The organism is Actinokineospora sp. NBRC 105648, assembly GCF_030269645.1.
In the GTDB taxonomy this organism is placed as follows: Bacteria; Actinomycetota; Actinomycetes; order Mycobacteriales; family Pseudonocardiaceae; genus Actinokineospora.
On the sequence record NZ_BSTR01000003.1, the window covers coordinates 171,168 to 193,871 of the forward strand.

Sequence of the window (22,704 nt, forward strand, 5' to 3'; positions counted from 1 at the left end):
CGCGAAAACGGAGGTGCCCATGCCCGAGTTCGTCAACGGACTCCCCTTGCATGCCCTGGTCGTCCACGCCGTGGTGGTGCTGATCCCGCTCGCCGTGCTGGGGGCCATCCTGATCGCGGTGTGGCCCGCGGCGCGCAGGCGCTTCGGCTGGCTGGTCGTGGTGGCCGCGGGCGTCGGCGCCGCGCTGACGCCGATCGCGACCGAGAGCGGTGAGAACCTCGAGCGCAGGCTGCCGCAGAACCCGCTGATCGAGACGCACCAGGAGCTGGGGGACCGGCTGATCTGGTTCGTGCTGCCGCTGTTCGTCGTGGTGCTGGCGCTGATGCTCGTGCACACCGCGGCGGCCCGGTCGACCGCGACCTGGACGAACTCGGCGCTGATCGTGCTGGCGGTGCTGACCATCGGCGCGGGCGTCGCCTCGGGCATCCACGTCTACCGGGTCGGCGACGCGGGCTCGCGCGCGGTCTGGGACGGCACCGAGAACCTGCCCGCCCGATAGGCGACGCGGATGCTTCACGTGGCGATGGTGCAGGCCGCGCCACCGCTGTTCGACCTGGACGCGGGGTTGGCGCTGTTCGAGTCCCTGCTCGAGCGGACCTCGGGAAGCGATCTCGTGGTGTTCCCCGAGGCGTTCGTCGGCGGGTACCCGAAGGGCGCGACCTTCGGCGCGCCAGTGGGGGACCGGTCGGCTGAGGGGCGCGCGCTGTTCGCCCGCTACCGGCGCAACGCCATCGAGGTGCCGGGCGAGTCGTTCGAGCGGCTGCGGTCCGCGGTCGCGGCAGCCGGCCGGTACGTGGTCGTCGGCGTGATCGAGCGGTCCGGGCACACGCTCTACTGCGCCGCGCTGCTGTTCGGACCGGACGGGACCCTGCTGGCGCACCACCGCAAGCTCGTCCCCACGGCCGCCGAGCGCCTCATCTGGGGGCAGGGCGACGCCTCGGACATCGCCGTCGTGCCGACCGACATCGGGCGGATCGGTCTGGCGATCTGCTGGGAGAACTACATGCCGCTCTACCGCGCCGCGCTCTACGCGCGGGGAGTGGAGCTCTACTGCGCGCCGACGGTCGACGCGCGGGACGTGTGGACCTCGACCATGCGGCACATCGCGGTCGAGGGGCGGTGTTTCGTGCTCTCGGCCAACCAGTACGCCGTCGCCGCGGACTACCCGCCTGACTTCCCGGTCCCGGGCCCAACGGTGATCCGCGGCGGGAGCTGCGTGGTCGACCCGTTCGGGGAGCTGCTGGCGGGCCCGGTCTTCGACCGCGCGGAGGTCGTGACCACGGACCTCGACCTGGACCTGTTGGACGGCGCGTACCTCGACCTCGACGTCAGCGGCCACTACGCCCGCCCAGACCTGCTGCGGCTCGACGTGACGCCCGCGCCGCCACGAACTCCGACCGCCGGAGACCGGCTCAACGGGCATTGACGACGCCCAGTCGAGTCGTCCCGAACGTGTCACGCGCGCACCCGACTCGGGGATTGCCCACCCGACCTCGCGGCTCGACGATCGGAAGGCGACTCCGCAGTGGCCTGATGGAAGCGGGTGCTCGACGATGTCGATGCGTGGAAGAGTTCTCGGCGCGGTCCTGTGCCTGCTCAGTGCCTCGGTCGTCTTCGCCGCGGCGCCCGCTCAGGCATCGGAGGCGGGGTGCGCCTCCCCGGGATCGCTGAACTGCCTGCGCATCACCAGCGACGCCCGTGCGGGCAGCCTGGACATCGAGAAGCCCGCCGACGCGCACTCGTACCTGAGGTTCCTGGCCTCCGGCGGCGACCGCTCGTTCTGGAAGGTCGAGCAGAACGCGGACTTCACCTTCCGCATCCGCAACCTGGCCAGCGGGAACTGCGTGGACGTCTGGCGCACCAACGGTTACCTCGACCAGTGGGAGTGCGTCGGGCAGACCAGCCAGCGCTGGCACCTGGTCCCGTTCGCCGCCGACCTGTCCAGCTACTTCATCGAGCAGGAGGACACCGGTCGCTGCTTCACCCTCGACGGCGACGGCTTCGTCCTCGTCGACGACTGCCGCGCAGGCGAGAGCACGCAGTCCTTCCGGCTCGGTGTGGACGGCAGTTCCCTGCCCGGCACGAAGAACTTGGCCACCAGGTACGCGATGGCGCGCTGCGACAAGAACCCGCAGACCTGCGACTGGAAAGAGGACAAGACCAAGTACCCCGCGTACCTGGCCCCCGCCGAGTGCGTGAGCCAGCTGGTCAAGAACGCCACCCCGAACGAGGCGATGTACGCCCGCACCTGGATGCACACCGTCGGGTGGCAGAACACCGTGGGCGGCAGCGTCAGCGTCTCCACCGACATCGGCGTGGAACTCGGTATCAAGGCCAAAGTGACCACCCAGGTGCAGGCGAACTACGCGCACTCCTGGATCGGGTCGGAAGCGGTGTCGGACACCGTCACCATCAAGCTCCAGCCCGGTGAGTACGGCTGGGTCACCCGCGCGGCGTTGCTGAAGAAGGTGACCGGCACCTGGACCCTCGACATCGACGGCAGGCGCTGGACGCAGAAGGCCACCATCGTCATCCCGGCCAAGGACGGCACGGACAACAAACTGAGCGCGCTGGTGCTCAAGGCGGGCAAGACCCCGCCCACCGACTGCAGGGGCTGACCCCCGGGAGACGTAGGGGCACGGTCGCGGGCCGACAGGATCAGGAGCCCTCGGCGCTGCCCAGCCAGTGGGGCAGCAGCTGCCGAACTCAGCCGCTCACCCGGTCGGCAGGGTCAAGGCCGCGGTCACCGTGGGGGAGGGTGTCGAGTTCTTCGGCGATCAGGAGTTCGGGGTCGAACTCCATGCCGGTGAAGTGGCCGGCCAGCTCGAGGGAGAGCACGCCGTGCAGGCGGGTCCAGAAGGACAGGGCGCGGTGCAGGGTCGGGGCGGGCGCGGGGTGGTCGAAGGCCCACGTGCGGTGGTCCCGCAGGTGGGCGTCGAACGGCGTTGTCCGCGTGTCCGCGGGCGGGGCGCCGCAGGCTTCGAGCAGGACCGCCATGACCTCGAACGAGATCGCGGTGATGTCGTCGGGCGCGTGGTAGCCGGGGACCGGCGTGCCGTAGATCAGGAAGTACCGCTGCGGGTCGTCGCGGGCCCACTCCCGGATGACGCCGGCCAGCCCGAGCAGGTCGGTGCCGGAGTCGAACGCGGCCCGGACGGTGTCGGCGAGGCTTCGGTAGGCGTCGCGGATCAGGGCGGTGATCAGGTCGTCGCGGCTGGCGAAGTAGCGGTAGAGGGCTGGGCCGCTCATGCCGACCTGCTTGGCGATCGCGTTGAGCGAGAGCGCGGGCACGCCCGCCGCGGCGATCTGCTCCCACGCGTGCTGCTTGATCTCGGCGCGCACCTGGGCGCGGTAGCGCTCCCGCGAGCTCTGGCCAACCGGGTCTGTCATGAGCCCGCTCCTCCCTGGTCGACGTGATACCGCCGAAGTCAAGTTAGAGCATCTCACTGTTGCTGTTGACAGTGCGACTCGGCGAGTTATAGCTTCTAACTATTCGAAGAGCCGCTAACAAGTCGGGGAGCCAAGCATGATCGACAACCACAGGTCCACCCGCGCCACCTCCGCGCGCTCGGTCCGCCTGCGCGCCGCCCTGGTCGCGGTCCCGCTGGCCGCCGGGCTCCTCGGTGTCGCCACGCCCGCCCAGGCCGCCACCGCAGGCCAGGACGTCACTTCCGGCCGCGCCACGTCGCTGACCTGCCAGGGCAAGGGCATCGACCCCGCCGCGAAGATCCACTACCGGACCGAGACCTTCGTCGAGGCGCCGCTGAGCACCGTCTGGCGGGTGCACACCGACCTGGAGGGCTGGCCGTCCTGGCAGACGGCCGTCACCACGATGAAGCGCCTCACCCCGGGACCGCTGCGCGCGGGCTCGCGGTTCCGCTGGACCACCCCGGCGCCCCCCACCCCGGCGACCCCGGCCACCACCCTGGTGATCACCTCGTCGGTCCAGCAGGTCCAGCGCGAGCGCTGCGTCCGGTGGAGCGGGCCCGCGATCGGCGACGGGCTGCGCATCGACCAGGGCATCCACGTCTGGACCTTCACCGAGGTCCACGGCGGCGTCATCGTCCGCACCGAGGAGAGCTGGACCGGCGCCCAGGTCGAGGCCGACCCGGACACCGCCACCCAGTACCTCGCGCCGGGTCTCGACTTCTGGCTGGCCGACCTCAAGCGCGCCGCCGAGGCCCGCTCCTGCGACCACTGAGCCCGGACCACGCGCCCGAACCCACGCCCTGGAGGAGAAAGACGATGACCACAGCAATAGCGACCGCCACCGCGGTGCGACCCGACCACACCGATCGCGGCTCGCGCGCCGTCCTGATCGCGGTCTGGGCCGCACCCGCCCTGGTGCTCGGCCAGTTCGCCCTGATCGCGGGCATCCCGATCGCCGTCGTGCTGGTGGGCGCCCTGCGCAACCCGCGCTCACGCGCACTCCGCTGGTGGGCGGGCGCTCTCGGGGCCGCCTACGCCGCGCCGGTGGCGCTCTGGCTGATCGGGCCGAGCAGCGCGCCGAGCCTGTCGAAGTACCTCAGCCCCACCGCCACCGCGGGTCTTGTCGCGACCGGCGTCGCCGTGGCCATCGCGCACCACGTCTTGCGTGGACGCTCCGGCGAAAAGGTCGTCTGAGCAGGGCACTGCTGTGGGCCGGACGGAGCATCCCGTCCGGCCCACAGCAGTCGCTCAGCCCTCGGCGAGGATCTCGTCGATCTGCCCCATCGCCAGCCGCATGCCGTCCTGCATGCCCATGGCCAGCAGCTGCTCGAGCTGCTCGGCGCCGGCGAAGGTGGTGACGGTGACCATCCGCGTCCCGCCGTCGGTCGCCTCCAGGGTGACCACGTTGCGGGTGGGGTCCATGGTGCTGACCGGCTCGCCGCCGTCGTCGGCGAAGCCGTCCTCGAACTCCAGCCGGTGCGGGGCCTCGATCGCGGTGAACCGCCACCAGCCGCGCGGCTTCTCGCCCTCCGGGCCGGTCATATGGTAGCCGGACCGGCCGCCCACGGTGAAGTCGTGCACCTCGAAGGTCGCGGGCCAGGTCGGCGGGCCCCACCAGCGTTCCAGCTGGCGCGGGTCCGCCCACACCTGCCAGACCCGCTCGACCGGGGCGTCGAACTCGGCCACGAACGTCAAGGTCAACGCCTCGACGTCCTTGTGCGTGCTGGTAACGGTCACGACTCGGTCCTCTTCTCTCGGTCCTCGGACAGGATGTCCTCGATCGCCCGGGCGCGGTGGTGCCAGATCTGCTCGTAGGCGTCGAGCAGCCGGGCGGCCCGGCGCAGGATGTCGGGGTTTCCCCGCACGATCTGCTCCCTCCCGCGCCGCTGCTTGGTGACCAGCAGGGCGCGTTCCAACACCGCGACGTGCTTCTGCACGGCGGCGAAGCTCATGTCGTACCGGCGGGCCAGGGTGGACACGGACTGCTCCCGGCGCAGCACCTGCACGACGATGTCGCGCCGGGTCGCGTCGGCCAGTCCGTGGAACACGCGGTCCACCTCGTCGGCGTCGAGCTCATCTACAACCACACGGTTGTACATTAGGGACTGTCGACCGGGAGCGCAAGTGGTGAGTGGACAGTCGTCGTCGACGCGTCCCGCCGGTCCGCCGAGGAGGTGTTCTCCCCGGCACGGCGGCACTGGATCACGGCTCTGGATCATGGTGGCAGCACCGCGCTCGCGTCTGGCAGGATCGCGGTGTCGATGGGGGTTCGATGAGATGTGCGCGCTGGGTGCACTGGGTGGCGTTGTGCGTCACCTCGGCACAGTTGTTCGCCTGGTTCTTCCTGTCCAGTCCACCGCCGGGCATGGAGGACTGGATGGTCTACTGGTTCGTGGTGGCGGTGGTCGGCGTGGTGGGACTCGTGCTCACGGTGCCCACGCTGGTCGCGTTGATCGTCGCGGTGCGGGGCAGACACGCCTGGGGGTGGGGCCTCGTCGTGTACGGCGCGGCGTGGAGCCTGTGGCACGCCTACGGTTTCGGCGCGGTACTGCGCTGGTGGGCCCCCGGGGACGCGAATTTGATGTTCATCGCCTCCAGCACGACCGCCTCGGCGGTCTACCAGGCGCTAACCTGCCTGGGCTTCGCCGTGGTGGCCGTCGGAAACTCGGTGGACGCGCGGCTCCGGAACCGCTCTGATGGACGGGGACCCGACACCCCAGGAGCCTCCGTTTGTCCACAAGAGACAAATCTGCCGCCGCGGTGACGATCACCGTCGACATGGTGGAACACCTTGTCGCCCAACAGTTCCCGCACTGGGCCGGACTGCCCGTCGAGCCGGTGGCCCAACCGGGCGTGGACAACGCGACCTTCCGGTTGGGCGTGGACATGTCGGTGCGGCTGCCGCGGTTCGAGCGGTGGGTGGGGCAGGTCGAGCGCGAACACCGCTGGTTGCCGCACCTGGCGCCACTTCTGCCGCTGACGGTCCCGGTCCCGCTCGCCCGGGGCGCCGCGAGCCCGACCTACCCGTTCCCGTGGTCGGTCTACCGTTGGCTCCCGGGGGATCGCGCCCACCCCGACCGCCTCGACCAAGCCCAAGCGGCTGTGGACCTGGCCGGGTTCGGCACCGCGCTCTGGACCGCCGACGCGACCGGCGGGCCACCACCGGAGTGGAGCAACGGCTTCCGCGGGGTGGACCTGAACGACGACCGCGACTCGGCGGCTGTGGCGTGGCGGTTGCGCGAACGCATCGACGCCCTCGCCGATCACGTGGACACCGCCCGCCTGCACGCGGTGTGGCAGGCCGGGTTGGACGCGCCGCGCTGGGACCGCGCGCCGGTGTGGGTGCACGGTGACAACGCACCCGGGAACCTGCTCGCCGTCGGCGACCGGCTCACCGCGGTGATCGACTTCGGCACGCTGGCGGTGGGCGACCCGGCGGTGGACATGATCGCGGCGTGGACCCTGTTCGACGCGGACGCCCGCGCCGACTTCCGCGCGGCGGCCGGTGTCGACGACGCCACCTGGGCGCGTGGCCGGGTTTGGGGGCTGACCGCCGTGCTGCCCGCGCCGGACGAGCTCGACGACGCCGCCATGGCCAAGCTCGACGAGATCACCGGCTGACCCGAGCAGCGGCAGATCAGAGGGCACGGATCAGGCTGTGCAGTTCAACGGTTCAGCGGTTCAGCGGTTCAGACGATGACGCCCGGCAGCTCGCTCTTGCGCCGCTTGCGGCGCAGCCACACCTTGCGGGTGCCGTCGGCGTAGAGGCGCACGTTGGACAGCTCCCACCCGCTGAACTCCGCGTGGATCGCCAGCTGCGTGGCCGCCGTCACCCGCGACACCCCCGGCGGCAGCCGCAGCGGCCGGTACTCCCAATCCCCGTCGATCACCCCGTCGCTCATGGCCGCACCACCTGCACCCCTCCTCCGTTGCCGGACGCGACCACCACGAGACCGCTGCCCGGGTCGACGGCCACGGCGTCGGGCTGGCCGACAGTGGGGAACCGGTACCGCTCACGGGGTTCCTCGCCGCCCACGGCGTAGCCCACCACCTCGTTGGTCGCGGTCAGCGTGACCCAGGCGAGGTCCCGCTCGGCGTCGTAGGCGATGGCGAACGGCGCGCCCGGCACGGGGTAGCGCTGGCGCATCAGCAGCGGGTCGAGCGAGAACGCGAGCAGCGCGCCGCCGCGGGTGTCGGTGACCAGGACGCGCCCGTAGCGGTCGACGACACCGTTGGTGGCGCCCTCGCCCGCGCGCAGGCCCTGCCCGACGGTGCCCTTGCCGACGTCGAGCTGGAAGACCGCGTTGCGCAGCCGGTCGAGCACGACCGCGCCGGGGCCGGTGCTGAATACCTGGTCGGCGCTGAGCAGACCGCCGGAGATCACCCGCTGGACCCGGTCGCCGTCGAGCACCGCCACGCCCTTGCGGTCGCGGACCGCGACCAGCGTGCTGCCCTGGTAGGACACGGCGTCGGCGGGTCCACCGTCCAGGGTCGTCTCGGTGACCACGGCGTCGGGCAGCGACACGCGCGCGACGCCGGTGGGCAGGGCGGCCAGCAGCGGCCCGCCCGGGCTCGCGAGGGTCAGCGCCGACGCGGCGCCGGGCAGGGTCACCGCGCGGGGCGCCTTGTCCGGGGTGTCGAGGTCGTAGAGGTGGACGGTGCTGCCCGCGGCGACGGCCAGGGTACGGGTGCGCTCGTCCACGGCGAGGGCGGTGACCGGGTCGGCCAGCGGCAGCACGGTGCCCGCGGGCGTGACCGCCGGGGCGGGGGAGCGGGCAGCGGTGGCGGCGACCGGGTCGCCGGAGACCATGAGCTCGTCCTGCGGTGTGCCGTCCGAGGAGCAGCCCGCGGCGAGGGTGGCGACCACGGTGAGGGCGGCGACTGCGGGGACGACCAGGCGGGACAAACAGACCTCCGACGACGGGCGAGCTGGGGACCAGCCTCCAGCATCCCGCACCCGTCGACCAGGAGCCACGTCCGGGCCTGCGGGGTGTCTCACCCACCGGACACCCGGCGACGCGACCCGGCATGCCGATCATGCCAATGCCGTGACGTGCGGAATCACTGGATCCGGTGGGTAACTGACCCGGCTGGGTGAAGTTGACATCGTTTTGTAACACCCAGGGTGGTCAAGTCGACCCAGCAGGCACGAGTGCAGGAGGAATCAATGGCGATCGATCCGACGCACCTGCCCATCTTCGGCGATGCCGACCCGGCCGACCCACCGGCACCGGTGCGCGTCGCCAGCACGCTGCTGCTGGCCCACGTGGCGGTCACCGGCGGTCACCTCGCCCTGCTGGCCAACGCCTCCGGGCAGGACCTCTCGCTCGCGATCGTCCCGATGGGACTGAGCGCCTGGTTCGCGCTGAGCGTGCGCGCGGGCCGCGACTGGGCCCGGGCCGCCGCGCTGCTGCTGGCCGTGCTCGGCGTCGTGCTGGTGCTCGGACTGTCGACCGGGCCGGTGGACCTCGTCGGCGTCGCGCTCTCGATGCTGCTGGTCACCGCCGCCGCGGCGCAGATGTACCGCGCGGACGTGCGCGACTACTTCCAGCCCGGCGAGTCCCACTTGGGCGAACCCGACGAGGTCAGGGCAGACGTCGCTCCGGATAACCGAACTCGACACCACTGACGTCGTCGAGCGCCGCCCGGATCGCCGCGGGCAGCGTCAGGTCCTCCGCGACCAGCGAACCGCGCAGCTGGAGGGTGTCCCGCGCGCCCACGACCGGGGCGACCACCCCGGGCCGGTCGCGCACCCAGGCCAGCGCCACGGCCAGCGGCGAGGTGCCCAGCCCGTCGGCCGCGGTGACCACGGCCTGCACGATCCGCGCGGCCCGATCGGTGCGGTGGCGCTCCACGTACGGGCCGAACACCGCCGAGGCGCCACGCGAGTCCGCGGGCGTGCTGGTGCGGTACTTGCCGGTGAGCACGCCCCGACCCAGCGGCGCCCACGGCAGCACCCCCAGACCGTGGTGCAGGCACGCGGGCACGACCTCCCGCTCGACGCCGCGCTCCAGGAGCGAGTACTCGACCTGCGTGCTGACCAGCGGCGCCGCGCCGGGCACGGACGCCTGCCGGGCGGCCGCTGAGGCGGTCTGCCACCCCGCGTAGTTCGACAGGCCCGCGTAGCGCACCTTGCCGCTGCGCACCGCGGCGTCGACCGCGGCGAGGGTCTCCTCCAGTGGGACGGCGTCGTCCCAGGCGTGCAGCTGCCACAGGTCGATGTGGTCGGTGTCCAGCCTGGTCAGCGACCCCTCCAGGGCCGCGAGCAGCGCGCCCCGGGAGGCGCCGCCGCCGAAGGGCCCGTCGTGGCGGCGGGCCACGGCCTTGGTGGCCAGCACGACCCGCTCGCGTGGCACCAGGTCGTCGAGCAGGCCGCCGAGCAGCCGCTCGGCCTCGCCGTCGGCGTAGACGTCGGCGGTGTCGACCAGGGTGCCGCCCGCCTCGACGAACGCGGCCAGCTGGGCGGCCGCCTCGTCGGCGCCGGTGTCCCCGCCCCAGGTCAGCGTGCCCAGGCCCATCCGGGACACCAGCAGCCCACTGCGCCCGAGGTGTCGTTGTTCCACGACCGAGCAGCCTAGGCGGCCCGACACGCCGCGCCGGACACGCCACTCCGGCCCACTGGTGGCCGACCGCTACCGATGAGTAACCTCTGGCCCATGCGACTGGGACTGAACATGGGCTACTGGGGTGCCGGGAACGACGCCGCGAACCTCGAGCTGGCGAAGGAGGCCGACCGGCTGGGCTACTCGGTGGCCTGGGTGGCCGAGGCCTACGGCTCGGACGCGCCGACGGTGCTGGCCTGGGTGGCCGCCCAGACCGAGCGCATCGACGTGGGCAGCGCGATCCTGCAGATCCCGGCGCGCCGCCCGACGATGGCCGCGATGACCGCCGCGACCCTGGACACGCTGTCCGGCGGACGGTTCCGGCTGGGCCTGGGCGTGTCCGGCCCGCAGGTCTCCGAGGGCTGGTACGGGGTCAAGTTCGACAAGCCGCTGGGCCGCACCCGCGAGTACGTCGAGATCGTCCGCTCGGCGCTGCGCCGCGAGCGGGTCGACTACCAGGGTCAGCACTTCACCCAGCCGCTACCCGACGGCCCGGGCAAGCCGCTCAAGCTCACCGTGCACCCGGTGCGCGCGGAGATCCCGATCTACCTGGCCTCGATCGGACCCAAGAACCTCGAGCTCACCGGCGAGATCGCCGACGGCTGGCTGGCCATCTTCTACTCGCCCGAGCACGGCCGCGAGTCGCTGGAGCTGATCGCCAAGGGCCGGGCCAAGGCGGGCAAGACCCTCGACGGGTTCGACGTCGTGCCCACCACCCCGCTGGTGGTCGGCGACGACTGGCGCGCCGCCGCGGACACCGTGCGCCCCTACGCCGCACTCTACGTCGGCGGCATGGGCAGTCGGGAGCAGAACTTCTACAACAACCTGGCCGCCCGGATGGGCTACGAGGCCGAGGCGGCGCAGTGCCAGGACCGCTACCTCGAGCGCGACTACGCCGGTGCCGCGGCCGCGGTGCCGCTGGGCTTCCTGGACTCCACCTCGCTGCTCGGACCGGTGGAGCGCATCGCCGAGAAGATGCAGGGGCTGGCCGAGTCGGGGGTCACCACGCTGACCGTTTCGCCGATCCTGCAAGATCTGGAGCGAAGCAAGGCCGCCCTGCGGGTGGCCGTGGACGCTCTTGATCGCGCGGGAGTCGGCAGTTGAACTGGTTCCAGGCCATCATCCTCGGGGTCGTCCAGGGACTGACCGAGTTCCTGCCGATCTCCTCCTCGGCGCACGTGCGCATCGTCTCCGAGCTGCTGTTCAAGCAGGACGCGGGCGCCTCGTTCACCGCGGTGATCCAGCTCGGCACCGAGCTGGCGGTGGTGATCTACTTCGCCAAGGACATCTGGCGGATGCTCAAGGCCTGGTTCCGCGGCCTGGTCAAGGCCGAGGCCCGGCAGGACCCGGACTACCGGCTGGCCTGGTACGTGATCATCGGCTCGACCCCGATCGCCGTGCTCGGGGTGATCTTCAAGGACCAGATCCGCACCGACCTGCGCAACCTGTGGATCACCGCGATCGTGATGATGGTGTTCGCGGTGTTCCTGGCCATCGCCGACGAGACCGCCCGGCAGAGCCGCGACACGCTGACCCTCAAGGACAGCGTGATCATGGGCTTGGCGCAGGCGATGGCGCTGATCCCCGGGGTGTCGCGCTCGGGCGGCACGCTCACCGCGGGCCTGTTCCTCGGGCTGACCCGCGAGTCGTCCACCCGGTACTCGTTCCTGCTGGCCATCCCGTCGGTGTTCGGCGCGGGCATCTTCAGCATCCCGGACGTGCTCGACCGCTCCGGGCCCGGACCGCAGGCGTCGATCCCGCAGACCGTGGTGGCCACCGTCGTCGCGTTCGTGATCGGCTACGCCAGCGTGGCCTGGCTGCTCAAGTACGTCTCCAAGCACAGCTTCAGCGCGTTCGTCTGGTACCGGATCGCGCTGGGCGCGGTGCTCTGCGCGCTGCTGGCGACCGGGGTCGTCTCGCCCACCTGAGCGCCGACCGAATAGGGTCGGACCCGTGGCCACAGTCGTACTCCTCCGGCATGCCCGCTCGACCGCCAACGGCTCCGGTGTGCTCGCCGGGCGCAGCGAGGGCGTCGAGCTCGACGAGTCCGGGCAGCGGCAGGCCGAGGCGCTGGTCGACCGGCTCGCCTCGGTGGCGCTGCACTCCGTCGTGCGCTCGCCGCTGCTGCGCTGCGCGCAGACCCTCGCCCCGCTGGCCGCCGCGCGCGGGCTGACCCCGCTGGTCGAGGACTCCTTCGCGGAGGTCGACTACGGCGACTGGACCGGCAAGGCGATCAAGGACCTGCTCGCCGAGCCGCTGTGGAAGGTCGTGCAGCAGCACCCCTCCGGCGCGGTGTTCCCCGGCGGGGAGAGCCTGGCCGGGGTGCAGTCGCGGGCGGTCACCGCGGTCCGCGCGCACGACGCGCGGGTCACCGCCGCGCACGGCGACCGCGCGGTCTGGCTGCTGTGCAGCCACGGCGACGTCATCAAGTCCATCCTGGCCGACGCGCTCGGCCAGCACCTGGACTCGTTCCAGCGGATCGTGGTCGACCCGGCGTCGGTGAGCGTGGTGCGCTACACCGCGACCCGCCCGTTCGTGCTGCGGCTCAACGACTCCGGCTCGGAGCTGGCGGGGGTAGTTCCACCCGAGCCGAAGCCGGGGGAGGACCTGGAGAAGGCGGGCGAGGCGCCGGTCGGCGGCACCACCGGCCACCCCTGACCGCACCCGCGGACCGCGTGATCGCGAAGCGCACCACCCCGAAGAGGTCCCGACCGGGCAGTGCGACCGCGACCTCACCTTCCCGCGCTGGGCCGACCACCCACAGGCGGCGGTGCTCGATGAGGTCCGCGCTGATCTCGGGTGGGCACCGCGACACAAGGGTGAACTTGGCGCGTGCGCCGTCGGGGAACACGGCCCAGCCCGTGCGGTCGCCCGGTTCCAGCACCGCGGCGGTGATCCGGGTGGGCGGACCGGCCTGTCGCAACCGGGCGCGCTCGCGCGCCTTGGCCCACGCCCCTTCGTAGACGAAGAGCGCGGTGGCGGCACCGCCGACGGCCAGCCCCGGCGCGCTGGTGTCGGTCCACCCGAAGATCAGCAGGTGCGCGGCGACCGTCGCGGCGAAGGCGTCGAGGTACCCCCAGTTCGCCCCGGACGGGTCGTCGCCGCGCACGGTGGTCCCCTCATCTGGCCAGCAGTTGGATCTGGGCGAGCCGGACCGCGCCGTCGAAGGTGAGGCGGTGGTGGCGGTGCGGGCTCGACACCGGGATCTTGAACGCCCTGGTCTGCCTGCGCCACCGAAATACCTCGCCCGCGCGGGCGTCGAGCTCGTGCCAGGTCTGGCCGTCGTCGGAGCCGTGCAGGGCCCACGCGGTCGGGTCGGGGCCCGCCCCCGCCGAGGTCAAGGTGTAGAGCACCACCTCGGCGGGCTCGCCGGTCAGCTGCACCGAACCCTCCACAGTGGACTCGGTCAGCGCGTCGTCGTCGAAGACCACGCCGGGTATGCCCTGGGTGATGTCGCGCAGCGGCGGGCCGTGGCCGATCGGGGTGGCGAGGTGGTCGGCACCCCAGTCCGACGGTTCCGGGCCCATGGTGAACTCCAGGTGGGCGCCCGCAGTGAGCACCTCGTGGTCGATCCACGCCCGGTCCCACGGTTCGCCGTTCACCAGCAGGCTCTGCACGTAGACGTCGCGCGGGCTGTTCCCCGGCGCCGAGACCACCAGGTCGCGCCCGTTCGCCAGGTGCACCACGGCGCGCCGGAACAGCGGGGAGCCGATGGCGTAGACCGGACTGCCCACGCGCAGCGGGTAGAGGCCCAGGGCGCTGAACAGGTACCACGCCGACATCTCGCCGTTGTCCTCGTCGCCGCAGTAGCCCTGGCCGATCGCGCTGCCCTGGTAGAGCCGGGCGAGCACGTCGCGCACCAGCGCCTGGGTGCGCCACGGCCGCCCGAGCTGGGTGTAGAGGTAGGCGATGTGGTGGGCGGGCTGGTTGCTGTGCCCGTACTGGCCCATCCGCACGTCGCGGGCCTCGGTCATCTCGTGGATCGGGCGCCCGTAGGAGCCGGGGAACGCCGCGGTCTCCGGGGTGGCGAAGTACTCGTCGAGCTTGTCCGCCAGCGCCGACGGGCCGCCGTGCAGCTCGGCCAGGCCCGCCGGGTCGTGCGGCACCGCGAACGCCGTGGTCCAGCCGTTGGTCTCGGTGCAGTCGTAGCCCCACGTCCGCGGCTCGTAGGCCTCCGGCGGCCACCGGAACCCGCCGTCGCGGCCCTGGAAGAAGCCGACGGCGGGGTCGAAGTGGTGCGCGTAGTGCCGCGCGCGGTCGAGGAAGTAGGCGTGGTTGTCCTCGTCGCCGAGGGCGGCGGCCATGGTGGCGATGCCGAAGTCGTTGAGGCAGCCCTCCAACGCCCAGGACAGACCCTCGCCGGTGCTCATCGGCGTGTAGTGCCGGAAGATCGAGGCGGCCAACCCCTTGCGGCCCACGCTCTCGTTCGGCGGCACCACGGTGGCGTTGCGCAGGGCGGCGTCGTAGGCGTCGCGCTCGTCGAACCCGCGCACGCCCTTGCCGTGGGCGTCGGCGAAGGCGACGTCGGAACTGGTGCCGGTCATCAGGTTCGCGTAACCGGGGGAGGACCACCGCGACACCCAACCGCCGTCGCGGTACTGCTGCACGAACCCGTCGATCAACTCCCCGCAGCGCGCGGGCGCGAAGAGGGCGTAGGCGGGCCAGCAGGTGCGGTAGGTGTCCCAGAAACCGTTGTTGACGAACACCTTCCCGTCGACCACCGCGGGTGGGCTGACCGGGCTGGCATAGCGGGGGCCTTCCTCGTAGCCGGAGTTCGGGTAGAGGAAGAGCCGGTAGAGGCACGAGTAGAGCGTCGTGAGCTGGTCGTCGGTGGCGCCCTCGACCTCGATCACGTCGGTGACCGCCGCCCACGCCGCCCGGGCGCGCTCGCGCACCGCGTCGAACGAGTCGGTCTCGGCCAGGTTGCGGCGGGCCTGCTCGGGGCTGATCAGCGAGGTCGCCACCCGCACGGTCACCTCGCTGGTGCCGGGGGCGAACCGCAGCAGCATCGTCTGCCCGTAGGCCAAGCCGCGCCGCCGGTGCCGCGCGCTGACGACCTCGCCGTCGACGACCGCGTGCAGGTACATCCGGCCCGCGCCCACCGACAGCCCGCTCCGGACATCGGTGTGGCCGGTGATCGTGTTCCCGTCGACCGCGACCGCGCCGGTGCCGCCGAGGATCCCCGCGTTGTCCAGCACCAGGTTCGCCGGCCCGGGCGGGAAACCGAAGCGCAGCACGGCGGCGTGGTCGGTGGGCACGACTTCCGCGCGCACGCCGTTGTCGAAGCGGACCGCGTAGTGGTGGGGCAGCGCCTGTTCGTTCGCGCGGTCGAAGGTGAGCGCGCGGGCGCGGCGCCCGACCCGGGTGCCGGTGGTGGGCATGAAGTGGAAGGTGTGCCGGTCGCCCATCCACGGGCTGGGCAGATGGCTGAGCCCGATCGCCTGCAGCGCCGGGCGGTTCGCCGCGGTGTTGTCCCGGTGGTAGGCGTAGGACCAGTTGGTGACCCTGGCCTTGGTCAGCGGGATCCAGAAGTTGAACCCGTGCGGCACCGCCGTGGCGGGCACGGTGTTGCCACGGGAGAAGGTGCCGGTGGAGTGCGTGCCGCGGGTGGTCAGGATCCGGTCCACCGGGTGCGCGGGCGGCGCGGGGACCGGTTCGACGGCCAGGTCGTCGACCCAGCCCGCGAAGTCCACCGGGCCGTGCGGGCTGTCGTAGGCGAGCACGATCCGCGCCACCGTGCGGCCCGCGGCGACGTCGAGGTCGACCACGCGGTGGTTCCACTGCTCGGGGAACAGCGCCCGCGACTCGCCCTGGGCGCGCGCGGTCAGGGCGAAGCCGAGCTGGTCGGTGGCGCCGAGCTCGGAGAGCCGGGTGCCATCGGCGAAGACCAGGTCGACCGCGACGAAGGTGCTCGGGTACCGGAGGTCGCCGAACTCCGGGAAGACCACATAGGACAGTCGCATTCCGTTGCGCACCAGCAGGTCTGACCAGAACAGCCGGTTCACCGCCCGCCCGGGCGCGGCGGCCGCGCCCTCGTAGCGCAGCGACCGCGTCCCGGAGAACCCCACGCCCGCCTTCGCCGCGTAGGCCGACCGCGGCCCGGCCCCGACGCGGGTGCGCAGGGTGATCCCGGCGGGCTCGGTGCCCAGGTCCGGGGTGTCGTTCCAGGTGGGCACCGGGTCGTCGGCCTCGAACGAGGTGCGGAAGGCACTCATGTGATCAAGTTACGCCCGGTGGCGGCCGGTCGCTCAGTGTTCCGGCCGGTGGCGGGACCGGGGTCCGGGAGGCGGGTTAGGGTCGGGGCTGTCGACGGGGGAGACGGAAGGGGGCGCTGTGGCGCCGGGGGTCGGGGAGCTGTTCATCGCCGAGGTCGACCAGGACGCCTGGTTGCGCCCGGTCGTGCCGTGGGTGGCGGGCGCGGGCCTGGTCGCGGTCGGCGCCCTGGTGGCGTTGGCTGCGGGCTGGGGTCCGCCGGTCGTGGCGCTCGCCGTGCTGGTCGTCGCGGTGGCCGTCGCCGCGGTCAAGGGTGGCGGCTACCTCTTCGGCGCCAAGCGGCGCTCGAGCCCGCTGATGGTGGACCTGGCCGGCGTGCGCCTGCCGACCGGGCAGGGACCGGCGGTGCTGCCGTGGGACGCGCTGCGGTCCGTGGTCGTCGACGGTCCCACGCTGTACTTCCGGGTCCGGCCCAGCGTCACCCCGGGCACCCCGGGCGTCGAGGGGCTGCACCGCCGCGACGCGTGGCCGGTGGCCTCCGGGCCCGGCCTGCCGGTCGACACCCGGCTGTTCACCCGCGACCGCGACGAGATCCTCGAGGCCGTGCGCGCCTTCTCCGGTGACGCGGTGCGCATCACCCAGGCCTGAGAACCACTCACTTGGAGTGCTCACCCCGAGCGGGCGGCCGACTACAGTCTGCGTCTGGACATCACTCGATCGTGAGTCGATCGTGCACTGGCAGGGGTGGTTAGGCCGTGATCTCCCGTTCCGTGCCGCACACGCGGGTTCGTTCACCGCTCCTCGACCTGGTCCGGCTCACCCGAGTGGTGCGCAGGCCCACCACCGGCACCGAGCCCGTCGAGGTGTTCGCCACCGCCACCGACGCGCCGCACCTGGCCGCCGTGGGCGGGAGCGCGGCCCTGGGGATCTGCCCCGACTCGCCGGTGCGCACCCGGCCGCTCGCCCCGGGCAGCCCACCCGAGGACCTGGCCGCCGCCCTGCGCGCCCGCACCGCGCGGATCACCCTGGTCAGCCTCCCGCTGGGCCCCGGCACCGAGCACCGCACCCGCCTGCTGCACGAGGAACTCGACCGGGCGAGCGAACACGGCACCCTCGTGATCGCCTCGGGCGCCACCCCGGGCCCCGTGGCCGCGCACCCGTGGGTGCTGCCGGTCCTGTCATGCGCGGCGTCGGGCCGGGCGAGCTGGTTCGTCGACCAGGAACCCGGGGCGGAGCCGCGCGGGGTGTTCGCGCCGGGGGAGGACGTGCCCGGGCCGCTGGGCCCGGCGACCGGCAACGGCGTCGCCGCGGCCGTGGTCGCCTGCACCGCCGCGCTGCTGTGGTCGCTGTTCCCGACCGCGCGGGCCGCCCAGCTCCGCTCGGCGCTGCTGATCGGCGCCACCAACCCCCGCCGGTCCGGACCGCCGCTGCTCGACGCCGAGCGCGCCCACGAGTTCCTGGCCCGCTACGCCCAGACCCCGCGCACCGACGACCGCGCCGAAAACCCGGTGCGCCCGCGCGGACCCGGCTGCTAGCGTCGCCGCGTCCTACCCCCGAGATCTCGCTGAGGGAGTCCTAGAAGCACAGGGAGGGCCGCTCCGCCGTCGAGGCGGACCCGCGGTCGAGAGGCCCAAGAGGGCCGATCCGCGCCGGGCCACGCGTCCGGCGGCATCGTTCTCCGCCGTCCACGCGACGGCGTCTTCCGCGTGTCAGCTTCGAGGAGAAGTCATGATCGTCATCACCGGTGCCACCGGCACCGTCGGGTCCGAGCTCGTCCGCCTGCTCGTCGACGGCGGCTCGGCCGTCCGCGCCGTCACCCGCACCCCCGGCAAGACCCGGTTCGACCCCGCCGTCGAGGTCGTCGCGGGCGACCTCGACCAGCCCGACTCCCTGACCGCCGCGTTCGACGGCGCCGAGCGGGTGTTCGTCCTGGTCCCCGGGCATGACACCAGCCACGACCACGCCGTGGTCGACGCCGCTCGCCGGGCGGGCGTGGCCCACCTGGTGCGGCTGTCCACCACCGGCGTCGAGTTCGGCGCCACCGACCCGATCAGCACCGGCCACCGCGCGGGCGAGCGGGTGCTGGCCAAGGCCGGCCTGCCGTGGACTGTCCTGCGACCGGGCACCTTCATGTCGAACCTGCTCGGCAGCGCCGAGACCATCCGCGCCGAGCGCGCCCTGCACGTCACCGAGGACCCGCCGGTCTCGGCGATGATCCACCCGCGCGACATCGCCGCGGTGGCCGCGCTCGTGCTCACCACGCCCGGCCACGAGGGCCGGACCTACCCGCTCACCGGCGGCGCGGCACTCACCGCCCAACAGCAGGCCGAGGTCATCGGCGAGGTCCTGGGCCACCCGATCACCGTGGTCGAGCGCACCGCCGCGCAGACCCGCGCCGACTTCGAGCGCCGCGGCTGGGGCGGGCACTGGGTCGACGAGCTGTTCGAGATCAAGCGCCAGGCCGCCGCCTGGGACTGGCGCGTGTTCGACACCGTCGAACGCCTCACCGGCACCCCGCCGCGCACCCTGCGCGAGTGGGTCACCGAGAACGCCGCGCGCCTGCGCTGAGGCTCAGCCGGACAGGAACCGGTCGAGGACCTCCACCCCGAAGCGCAGGCCCTCGACCGGGACCCGTTCGTCCACCCCGTGCGCCATCGCCCGGTAGTCGAAGCCCTCCGGCAGCAGCAGCGGCGCGAACCCGAAGCACTCGATGCCCAACCGGGAGAACGCCTTGGCGTCGGTGCCCCCGCCCATGCAGTAGGGCACCACCACCGCCGCCGGGTCGGGCGCCCGCAGCGCCGCGGCCATCGCGTCGAACCACGGCGAGTCGACCCGGGCCTGCACCGGCGGCTGGTGCCCGATGAACTCCCGGCGCACCCCCGGCCCGAGCAGCCGGTCGACCTCGGCGAGCAGGTCCTCCTCGGTGCCCGGCAGCACCCGGGTGTCGACCTGCGCGTGCGCCACCCGGGGGACCACGTTGACCTTGTACCCGGCCGAGAGCACCGTCGGCCGGGTGCTGTTGCGCACCGTGTTCTCCACCAGCTTCGCCGCCACCCCGAACCGGCCGATCGTGGCGTCCACGCCTGCCGCCGACCCCAGGTCCACCTCGACACCCAGCTCGGCGCCCACCCGCTCCAGGTAGGCGCGCACCGCCGGGGTCAGCACCACCGGCCACTCGTGCGCGGACAGCCGGTGCAGCGCATCGACCAGCTTGACCACCGCGTTGTCGTCGTTGCGCCGCGACCCGTGCCCGGCCTGCCCGGTGGCGGTCAGCAGCAGGTGCGCGACCCCGCGCTCGGCCGTGCCCACCGGGTAGATCCGGGCCAGCGACCCGTCCGGGCGCCGGGTGGGCACGGTGTAGCCGCCCGACTCCCCGACCGCCACCACGCACCCCTCGAACAGCTCGCGGTGCTCCTCGACGAGCCAGTGCGCGCCGTAGGTGCCGGTGTCCTCCTCGTCGGCGACGAAGGCCAGCACGATGTCGCGCTCGGGCACCTGCCCCCGCGCCGCCCACCGGGACAACACGGTCAGCACGGTCGCGCACATGTCCTTCATGTCCACCGCGCCCCGACCCCACACGTACCCGTCGCGGATCTCGCCCGCGAACGGGTCGACCGCCCACTCGTCCTTGTCCGCGGGCACCACGTCCAGGTGCATCTGCACCAGCACCGCGCCCAGGTCCGGGCGCGACCCGGGCACCCGGGCCAGCACGTTGCTGCGGTAGGGCGCGCGCTCGAGCAGCACCGGTTTGAGTCCGGCGTCGGTCAGCCGGTCGGCGACGAACTCGGCCGCCTCCCGCTCACCGTTGCCCTGCCCGTGACCGCGGTTGGTCGTGTCGAACCGGATCAACTCGGCACACAGGTCCTCCACCGGCTGGGTCATGCGCGTCCTCTCCGTGGTCCAGTAGCCCAACAGTGGTCACACTGAAGCACGGCGTGCAACGCGAGCCCACCTCACCCGGAAGTACCCGTGCGGCCGCCGCCGGCCCGACGGCGGCGACGCGGTGTGACCACCCGCACCCCGCCAGTCCCCCCGGAACGACCATTGCGCGAAGGCCCCGGTCGTGCCCTGTGTAATCTCAACCCCCGATGGCCACCAGCACAGATCCGTCTCCAGACGTGGAAGAGTCCTTGGTCGACGAGAACGCAGACGCAGCAGCAGAGCCCGCAGCACCCGCCGAGGCCGGTGGCGATGGTCGCACCGACCACCCCGACACTCGGCCCAGCCCGCTGCCCGTGCGCACGATCGCGCTGGGCACCGCGGGCAGCCTGCTGATCCTGCTCAGCGCGTTCGGCGCGGCGGGTGTGCTGGTCCACGACCCGGTCCTGGGCCACGGCCCGCTGTCCTGGATCCGCTACGGCCACGGCCAGATGCTCGCCACCGGCCTGCTCTACCTCGGCTTCGGCCTGGTGGTGTGGGCCTGGGTGCGGCTGGGCAGGCACGTGCTGGCGGGCCGGGTCGGCTCCCGACCGGTCCTGGTGGCCGCCGCCTGCTGGATGGCGCCGCTGGTGATCTCCCCACCGGTGTTCACCCGCGACGTGTTCTCCTACATCGCCCAGGGCTCGCTACCGCTGTTCGGGCAGGACCCGTACGCGGTCGGCCCGATCGTGCTGGGCCTGCCCGAGGTCGTGCAGAACGTGCACCCGTTCTGGCAGACCACCCCGGCGCCCTACGGCCCGATGTTCATCCTGCTGGCCAAGGGCGTGGCCTGGGTCGGCGGCACCAACATGATCCTAGGCGTGGTGCTGATGCGCCTGGTGCTGATGATCGGCCTCGGCCTGCTGCTGTGGGCGCTGCCCGGGCTGGTCCGCCACCTCGGCGGGCACCTGCCGACCACGCTGTGGCTGGCGGTCGCGGGCCCGATGACGGTCGTGCACCTGGTCGGCGGCCCGCACAACGACCTGCTGATGGTCGGTTTCCTGGCCGCGGGCACGCTGTGCGTGCTCGAGCGCAAGCACGTGCTGGGCATCGTGCTGGTCACCCTGGGCGCCGCGGTCAAGGCGACCGCGGCGATCGCGCTGCCGTTCCTGGTGTGGGTGTGGGCCGGGCACCTCAAGTCGACGTTCTGGAAGAACTTCGCCCGCGCGCTGGCCGCGGCGGTCGGCACGTTCGTGGCCACCTTCGCCGTGGCGACCCTGCTGGCCGGGGTGAACCTGGGCTGGTTCAAGGCCCTGCAGGCACCGACGATGATCGTCAACTGGCTCTCGATCCCGACCGCGGTCGGCGAGTTCCTGCACGCGGTCGTGGACATCTTCTTCACCACGAACAAGTCCTGGTTCGTCAACACCACCCGGGTCATCGGCGGCCTGATCTTCTTCACCATCGGCATCCGGCAGTGGTGGCTCTCCCGCGCGGGCGGCTCGGACGCGGTGCGCCGGATGTCGTTCGTGCTCTTCGCCGTCGCGGTCCTCTCGCCCGCCACCCTGCCCTGGTACCTCACCTGGGGCTTCGTGATCGCCGCGGCGCTGCCCTGGCAGCGGCGGCAGCTGGCGATCCTGGTCAGCGCGGCGGTGTTCCTGGTGCTCACCTACTCGCCCGCGGGCGAGGACCTGCTCTACAACTGGGCGTTCATCGCCGGCGCCGTCGCGGTCTCGATCCTGGCGGGCATCTCGCTGCTGCGCCCGGACCCGCTGCGGCTGTTCAGCGACCACGAGGAGCTCGTCTCCGTGCGCGTGCCACCGACCGCGAAGGTCTGAAAACCGGTTGTCCGGCGCGGCTCGACCCGCCAGGGTCGAGCCGCGCCGTCGCTGTCGGTGAACCTCGTCTCGCGCTACTACGACGCCGCCCGAGCCCGTTTCAGCGGGAACACCTTCGGCGTCGCGGGTCATTCGAAACCACCTGGCCCCCGTACTCGTGCGGCGAGCGCTTCCGGCCGGCGATCACCCCGCCGCTGCCGGCACCCGAGGTCCGGATCGCGCTCCTGCCCGGCGGCAGCGCGACCGGTCGCGCTATCCGTCGGTGCGGTCGTGGCAGCTGGTGATCACGCGCCGGCCGACCGGTTCCCGGACGCGACGTTCCTGCTCGTGGGCAAGCGCGCCGCCGACGGCCGCACGGCCACCACCTACACCGCCGCCGGGCTGGAGGCGATCGAGCAACAAGTGGCCCGAGTACTACTTCACCGGCGTGCCGTTCCACTCGGTGCTGCCCGACATCGCCCGCTTCCCCTGCTACACGATGATGGGCCTCGACCCGACCCCGGTCGAGGACGACGGCCCGTGCTCGCCGAACATGAGCCGCGAGCGGATCACCGCGGACCTAGCCGAGATCGTCGAGGGCGCCGCGCGACTGGTTGAGCGACGACTGCCGTACCGGACGGCACTGGCCGACCAGGCCCTCCGGTAGCGCACGCCGAGAAAACAACGATTAGCCGTTGGTCTGCTGGATCCCGAGGTGTTGCCGTGCGGGAGAACATTGGGTCGGTGTTCCCGGTCGACGGTGGTTCGGCCGGGTCGGTAGGCGG

Annotated in this window: 24 protein-coding genes; 16 read left to right on the plus strand and 8 right to left on the minus strand. The window is 72.5% G+C overall.

Annotated features, from left to right (window positions below; genetic code table 11):
• Positions 1 to 19: 19 nt before the first annotated feature.
• The 3 genes from QSK30_RS03895 (at position 20) to QSK30_RS03905 (ending at position 2,618) form a co-directional block, all read left to right on the plus strand.
• The gene (locus tag QSK30_RS03895; RefSeq protein ID WP_285499587.1) at positions 20 to 499 is read left to right on the plus strand and encodes a DUF2231 domain-containing protein; all 480 of its coding nucleotides are present in this window, start codon (positions 20 to 22) and stop codon (positions 497 to 499) included.
• 24 nt (positions 500 to 523) lie between these two features.
• On the plus strand, positions 524 to 1,426 hold the full coding sequence (locus tag QSK30_RS03900; RefSeq protein WP_285499903.1) for a carbon-nitrogen hydrolase family protein: 903 nt from the start codon (positions 524 to 526) through the stop codon (positions 1,424 to 1,426).
• A 133-nt stretch (positions 1,427 to 1,559) separates the two neighbouring features.
• Positions 1,560 to 2,618, plus strand: coding sequence for an RICIN domain-containing protein (locus QSK30_RS03905; RefSeq protein ID WP_285499588.1), 1,059 nt, complete (start codon positions 1,560 to 1,562; stop codon positions 2,616 to 2,618).
• Positions 2,619 to 2,706: 88 nt separating this feature from the next.
• On the opposite strand, the gene QSK30_RS03910 is transcribed toward QSK30_RS03905, so the two are convergent.
• Positions 2,707 to 3,390, minus strand: a complete 684-nt coding sequence (locus tag QSK30_RS03910; protein ID WP_285499589.1) for a TetR/AcrR family transcriptional regulator — start codon at positions 3,388 to 3,390, stop codon at positions 2,707 to 2,709.
• 136 nt (positions 3,391 to 3,526) lie between these two features.
• On the opposite strand from QSK30_RS03910, the gene QSK30_RS03915 reads away from it, so the two are divergent.
• The gene (locus QSK30_RS03915) at positions 3,527 to 4,201 is read left to right on the plus strand and encodes an SRPBCC family protein (RefSeq protein WP_285499591.1); all 675 of its coding nucleotides are present in this window, start codon (positions 3,527 to 3,529) and stop codon (positions 4,199 to 4,201) included.
• 44 nt (positions 4,202 to 4,245) lie between these two features.
• Complete coding sequence (locus QSK30_RS03920; RefSeq protein ID WP_285499594.1) at positions 4,246 to 4,623, plus strand: hypothetical protein; 378 nt, start codon at positions 4,246 to 4,248, stop codon at positions 4,621 to 4,623.
• Positions 4,624 to 4,677: 54 nt separating this feature from the next.
• On the opposite strand, the gene QSK30_RS03925 is transcribed toward QSK30_RS03920, so the two are convergent.
• Positions 4,678 to 5,166, minus strand: a complete 489-nt coding sequence (locus QSK30_RS03925; protein WP_285499595.1) for an SRPBCC family protein — start codon at positions 5,164 to 5,166, stop codon at positions 4,678 to 4,680.
• Positions 5,163 to 5,516, minus strand: a complete 354-nt coding sequence (locus QSK30_RS03930; protein ID WP_285499598.1) for an ArsR/SmtB family transcription factor — start codon at positions 5,514 to 5,516, stop codon at positions 5,163 to 5,165. Before QSK30_RS03930 ends, QSK30_RS03925 begins: the two co-directional genes overlap by 4 nt.
• 185 nt (positions 5,517 to 5,701) lie before the next feature.
• Between QSK30_RS03930 and QSK30_RS03935 the strand changes: the two genes are divergently transcribed.
• Both QSK30_RS03935 and QSK30_RS03940 read left to right on the plus strand, forming a co-directional pair.
• A complete protein-coding gene (locus tag QSK30_RS03935) occupies positions 5,702 to 6,193 on the plus strand; it encodes a hypothetical protein (RefSeq protein ID WP_285499599.1) in 492 nt (163 codons plus the stop codon).
• On the plus strand, positions 6,160 to 7,050 hold the full coding sequence (locus QSK30_RS03940; RefSeq protein WP_285499601.1) for an aminoglycoside phosphotransferase family protein: 891 nt from the start codon (positions 6,160 to 6,162) through the stop codon (positions 7,048 to 7,050). The genes QSK30_RS03935 and QSK30_RS03940 overlap by 34 nt, the downstream gene beginning before the upstream one ends.
• 68 nt (positions 7,051 to 7,118) lie before the next feature.
• On the opposite strand, the gene QSK30_RS03945 is transcribed toward QSK30_RS03940, so the two are convergent.
• Entirely contained in the window at positions 7,119 to 7,331 is a 213-nt protein-coding gene (locus tag QSK30_RS03945; protein ID WP_285499603.1) for a DUF5703 family protein, read from the minus strand.
• Entirely contained in the window at positions 7,328 to 8,335 is a 1,008-nt protein-coding gene (locus QSK30_RS03950; RefSeq protein WP_285499605.1) for a YncE family protein, read from the minus strand. Before QSK30_RS03950 ends, QSK30_RS03945 begins: the two co-directional genes overlap by 4 nt.
• Positions 8,336 to 8,596: 261 nt before the next feature.
• On the opposite strand from QSK30_RS03950, the gene QSK30_RS03955 reads away from it, so the two are divergent.
• The gene (locus tag QSK30_RS03955; RefSeq protein ID WP_285499606.1) at positions 8,597 to 9,058 is read left to right on the plus strand and encodes a hypothetical protein; all 462 of its coding nucleotides are present in this window, start codon (positions 8,597 to 8,599) and stop codon (positions 9,056 to 9,058) included.
• Here the strand turns inward: QSK30_RS03955 and QSK30_RS03960 are convergent.
• Positions 9,015 to 9,992, minus strand: coding sequence for an aldo/keto reductase (locus QSK30_RS03960; RefSeq protein ID WP_285499608.1), 978 nt, complete (start codon positions 9,990 to 9,992; stop codon positions 9,015 to 9,017). The genes QSK30_RS03955 and QSK30_RS03960 overlap by 44 nt on opposite strands.
• Before the next feature lie 93 nt (positions 9,993 to 10,085).
• On the opposite strand from QSK30_RS03960, the gene QSK30_RS03965 reads away from it, so the two are divergent.
• Genes QSK30_RS03965 through QSK30_RS03975 form a run of 3 tightly spaced genes read left to right on the plus strand, consistent with a single transcriptional unit; the run spans position 10,086 to position 12,689 of the window.
• Positions 10,086 to 11,135 carry an LLM class F420-dependent oxidoreductase gene (locus QSK30_RS03965; RefSeq protein WP_285499610.1) on the plus strand — a complete coding sequence of 350 codons (1,050 nt, stop codon included), beginning with the start codon at positions 10,086 to 10,088 and terminating at the stop codon, positions 11,133 to 11,135.
• Entirely contained in the window at positions 11,132 to 11,959 is an 828-nt protein-coding gene (locus QSK30_RS03970; RefSeq protein ID WP_285499611.1) for an undecaprenyl-diphosphate phosphatase, read from the plus strand. The genes QSK30_RS03965 and QSK30_RS03970 overlap by 4 nt, the downstream gene beginning before the upstream one ends.
• A 25-nt stretch (positions 11,960 to 11,984) precedes the next feature.
• A complete protein-coding gene (locus QSK30_RS03975) occupies positions 11,985 to 12,689 on the plus strand; it encodes a histidine phosphatase family protein (protein WP_285499612.1) in 705 nt (234 codons plus the stop codon).
• A 461-nt stretch (positions 12,690 to 13,150) separates the two neighbouring features.
• Here the strand turns inward: QSK30_RS03975 and QSK30_RS03980 are convergent, their stop codons facing one another.
• Entirely contained in the window at positions 13,151 to 16,246 is a 3,096-nt protein-coding gene (locus tag QSK30_RS03980) for a GH92 family glycosyl hydrolase (protein ID WP_285499614.1), read from the minus strand.
• A gap of 118 nt (positions 16,247 to 16,364) precedes the next feature.
• Between QSK30_RS03980 and QSK30_RS03985 the strand changes: the two genes are divergently transcribed.
• The 3 genes from QSK30_RS03985 (at position 16,365) to QSK30_RS03995 (ending at position 18,812) form a co-directional block, all read left to right on the plus strand.
• A complete protein-coding gene (locus tag QSK30_RS03985) occupies positions 16,365 to 16,892 on the plus strand; it encodes a hypothetical protein (RefSeq protein ID WP_285499615.1) in 528 nt (175 codons plus the stop codon).
• A 107-nt stretch (positions 16,893 to 16,999) separates the two neighbouring features.
• Positions 17,000 to 17,779 (plus strand): S8/S53 family peptidase, encoded by a 780-nt coding sequence (locus QSK30_RS03990; protein ID WP_285499617.1) that lies wholly within the window; start codon positions 17,000 to 17,002, stop codon positions 17,777 to 17,779.
• 193 nt (positions 17,780 to 17,972) lie between these two features.
• Positions 17,973 to 18,812 (plus strand): NAD(P)H-binding protein, encoded by an 840-nt coding sequence (locus tag QSK30_RS03995; RefSeq protein WP_285499618.1) that lies wholly within the window; start codon positions 17,973 to 17,975, stop codon positions 18,810 to 18,812.
• Between the two features lie 3 nt (positions 18,813 to 18,815).
• Here QSK30_RS03995 and QSK30_RS04000 read toward each other — a convergent pair whose 3' ends face one another.
• Positions 18,816 to 20,126 (minus strand): M20/M25/M40 family metallo-hydrolase, encoded by a 1,311-nt coding sequence (locus QSK30_RS04000; protein WP_285499620.1) that lies wholly within the window; start codon positions 20,124 to 20,126, stop codon positions 18,816 to 18,818.
• 206 nt (positions 20,127 to 20,332) lie between these two features.
• Between QSK30_RS04000 and mptB the strand changes: the two genes are divergently transcribed.
• Both mptB and QSK30_RS04010 read left to right on the plus strand, forming a co-directional pair.
• Entirely contained in the window at positions 20,333 to 21,940 is a 1,608-nt protein-coding gene (gene mptB, locus QSK30_RS04005; protein WP_502871784.1) for a polyprenol phosphomannose-dependent alpha 1,6 mannosyltransferase MptB, read from the plus strand.
• 427 nt (positions 21,941 to 22,367) lie between these two features.
• On the plus strand, positions 22,368 to 22,586 hold the full coding sequence (locus tag QSK30_RS04010; protein WP_285499624.1) for a hypothetical protein: 219 nt from the start codon (positions 22,368 to 22,370) through the stop codon (positions 22,584 to 22,586).
• The last annotated feature ends 118 nt before the right edge of the window (positions 22,587 to 22,704 follow it).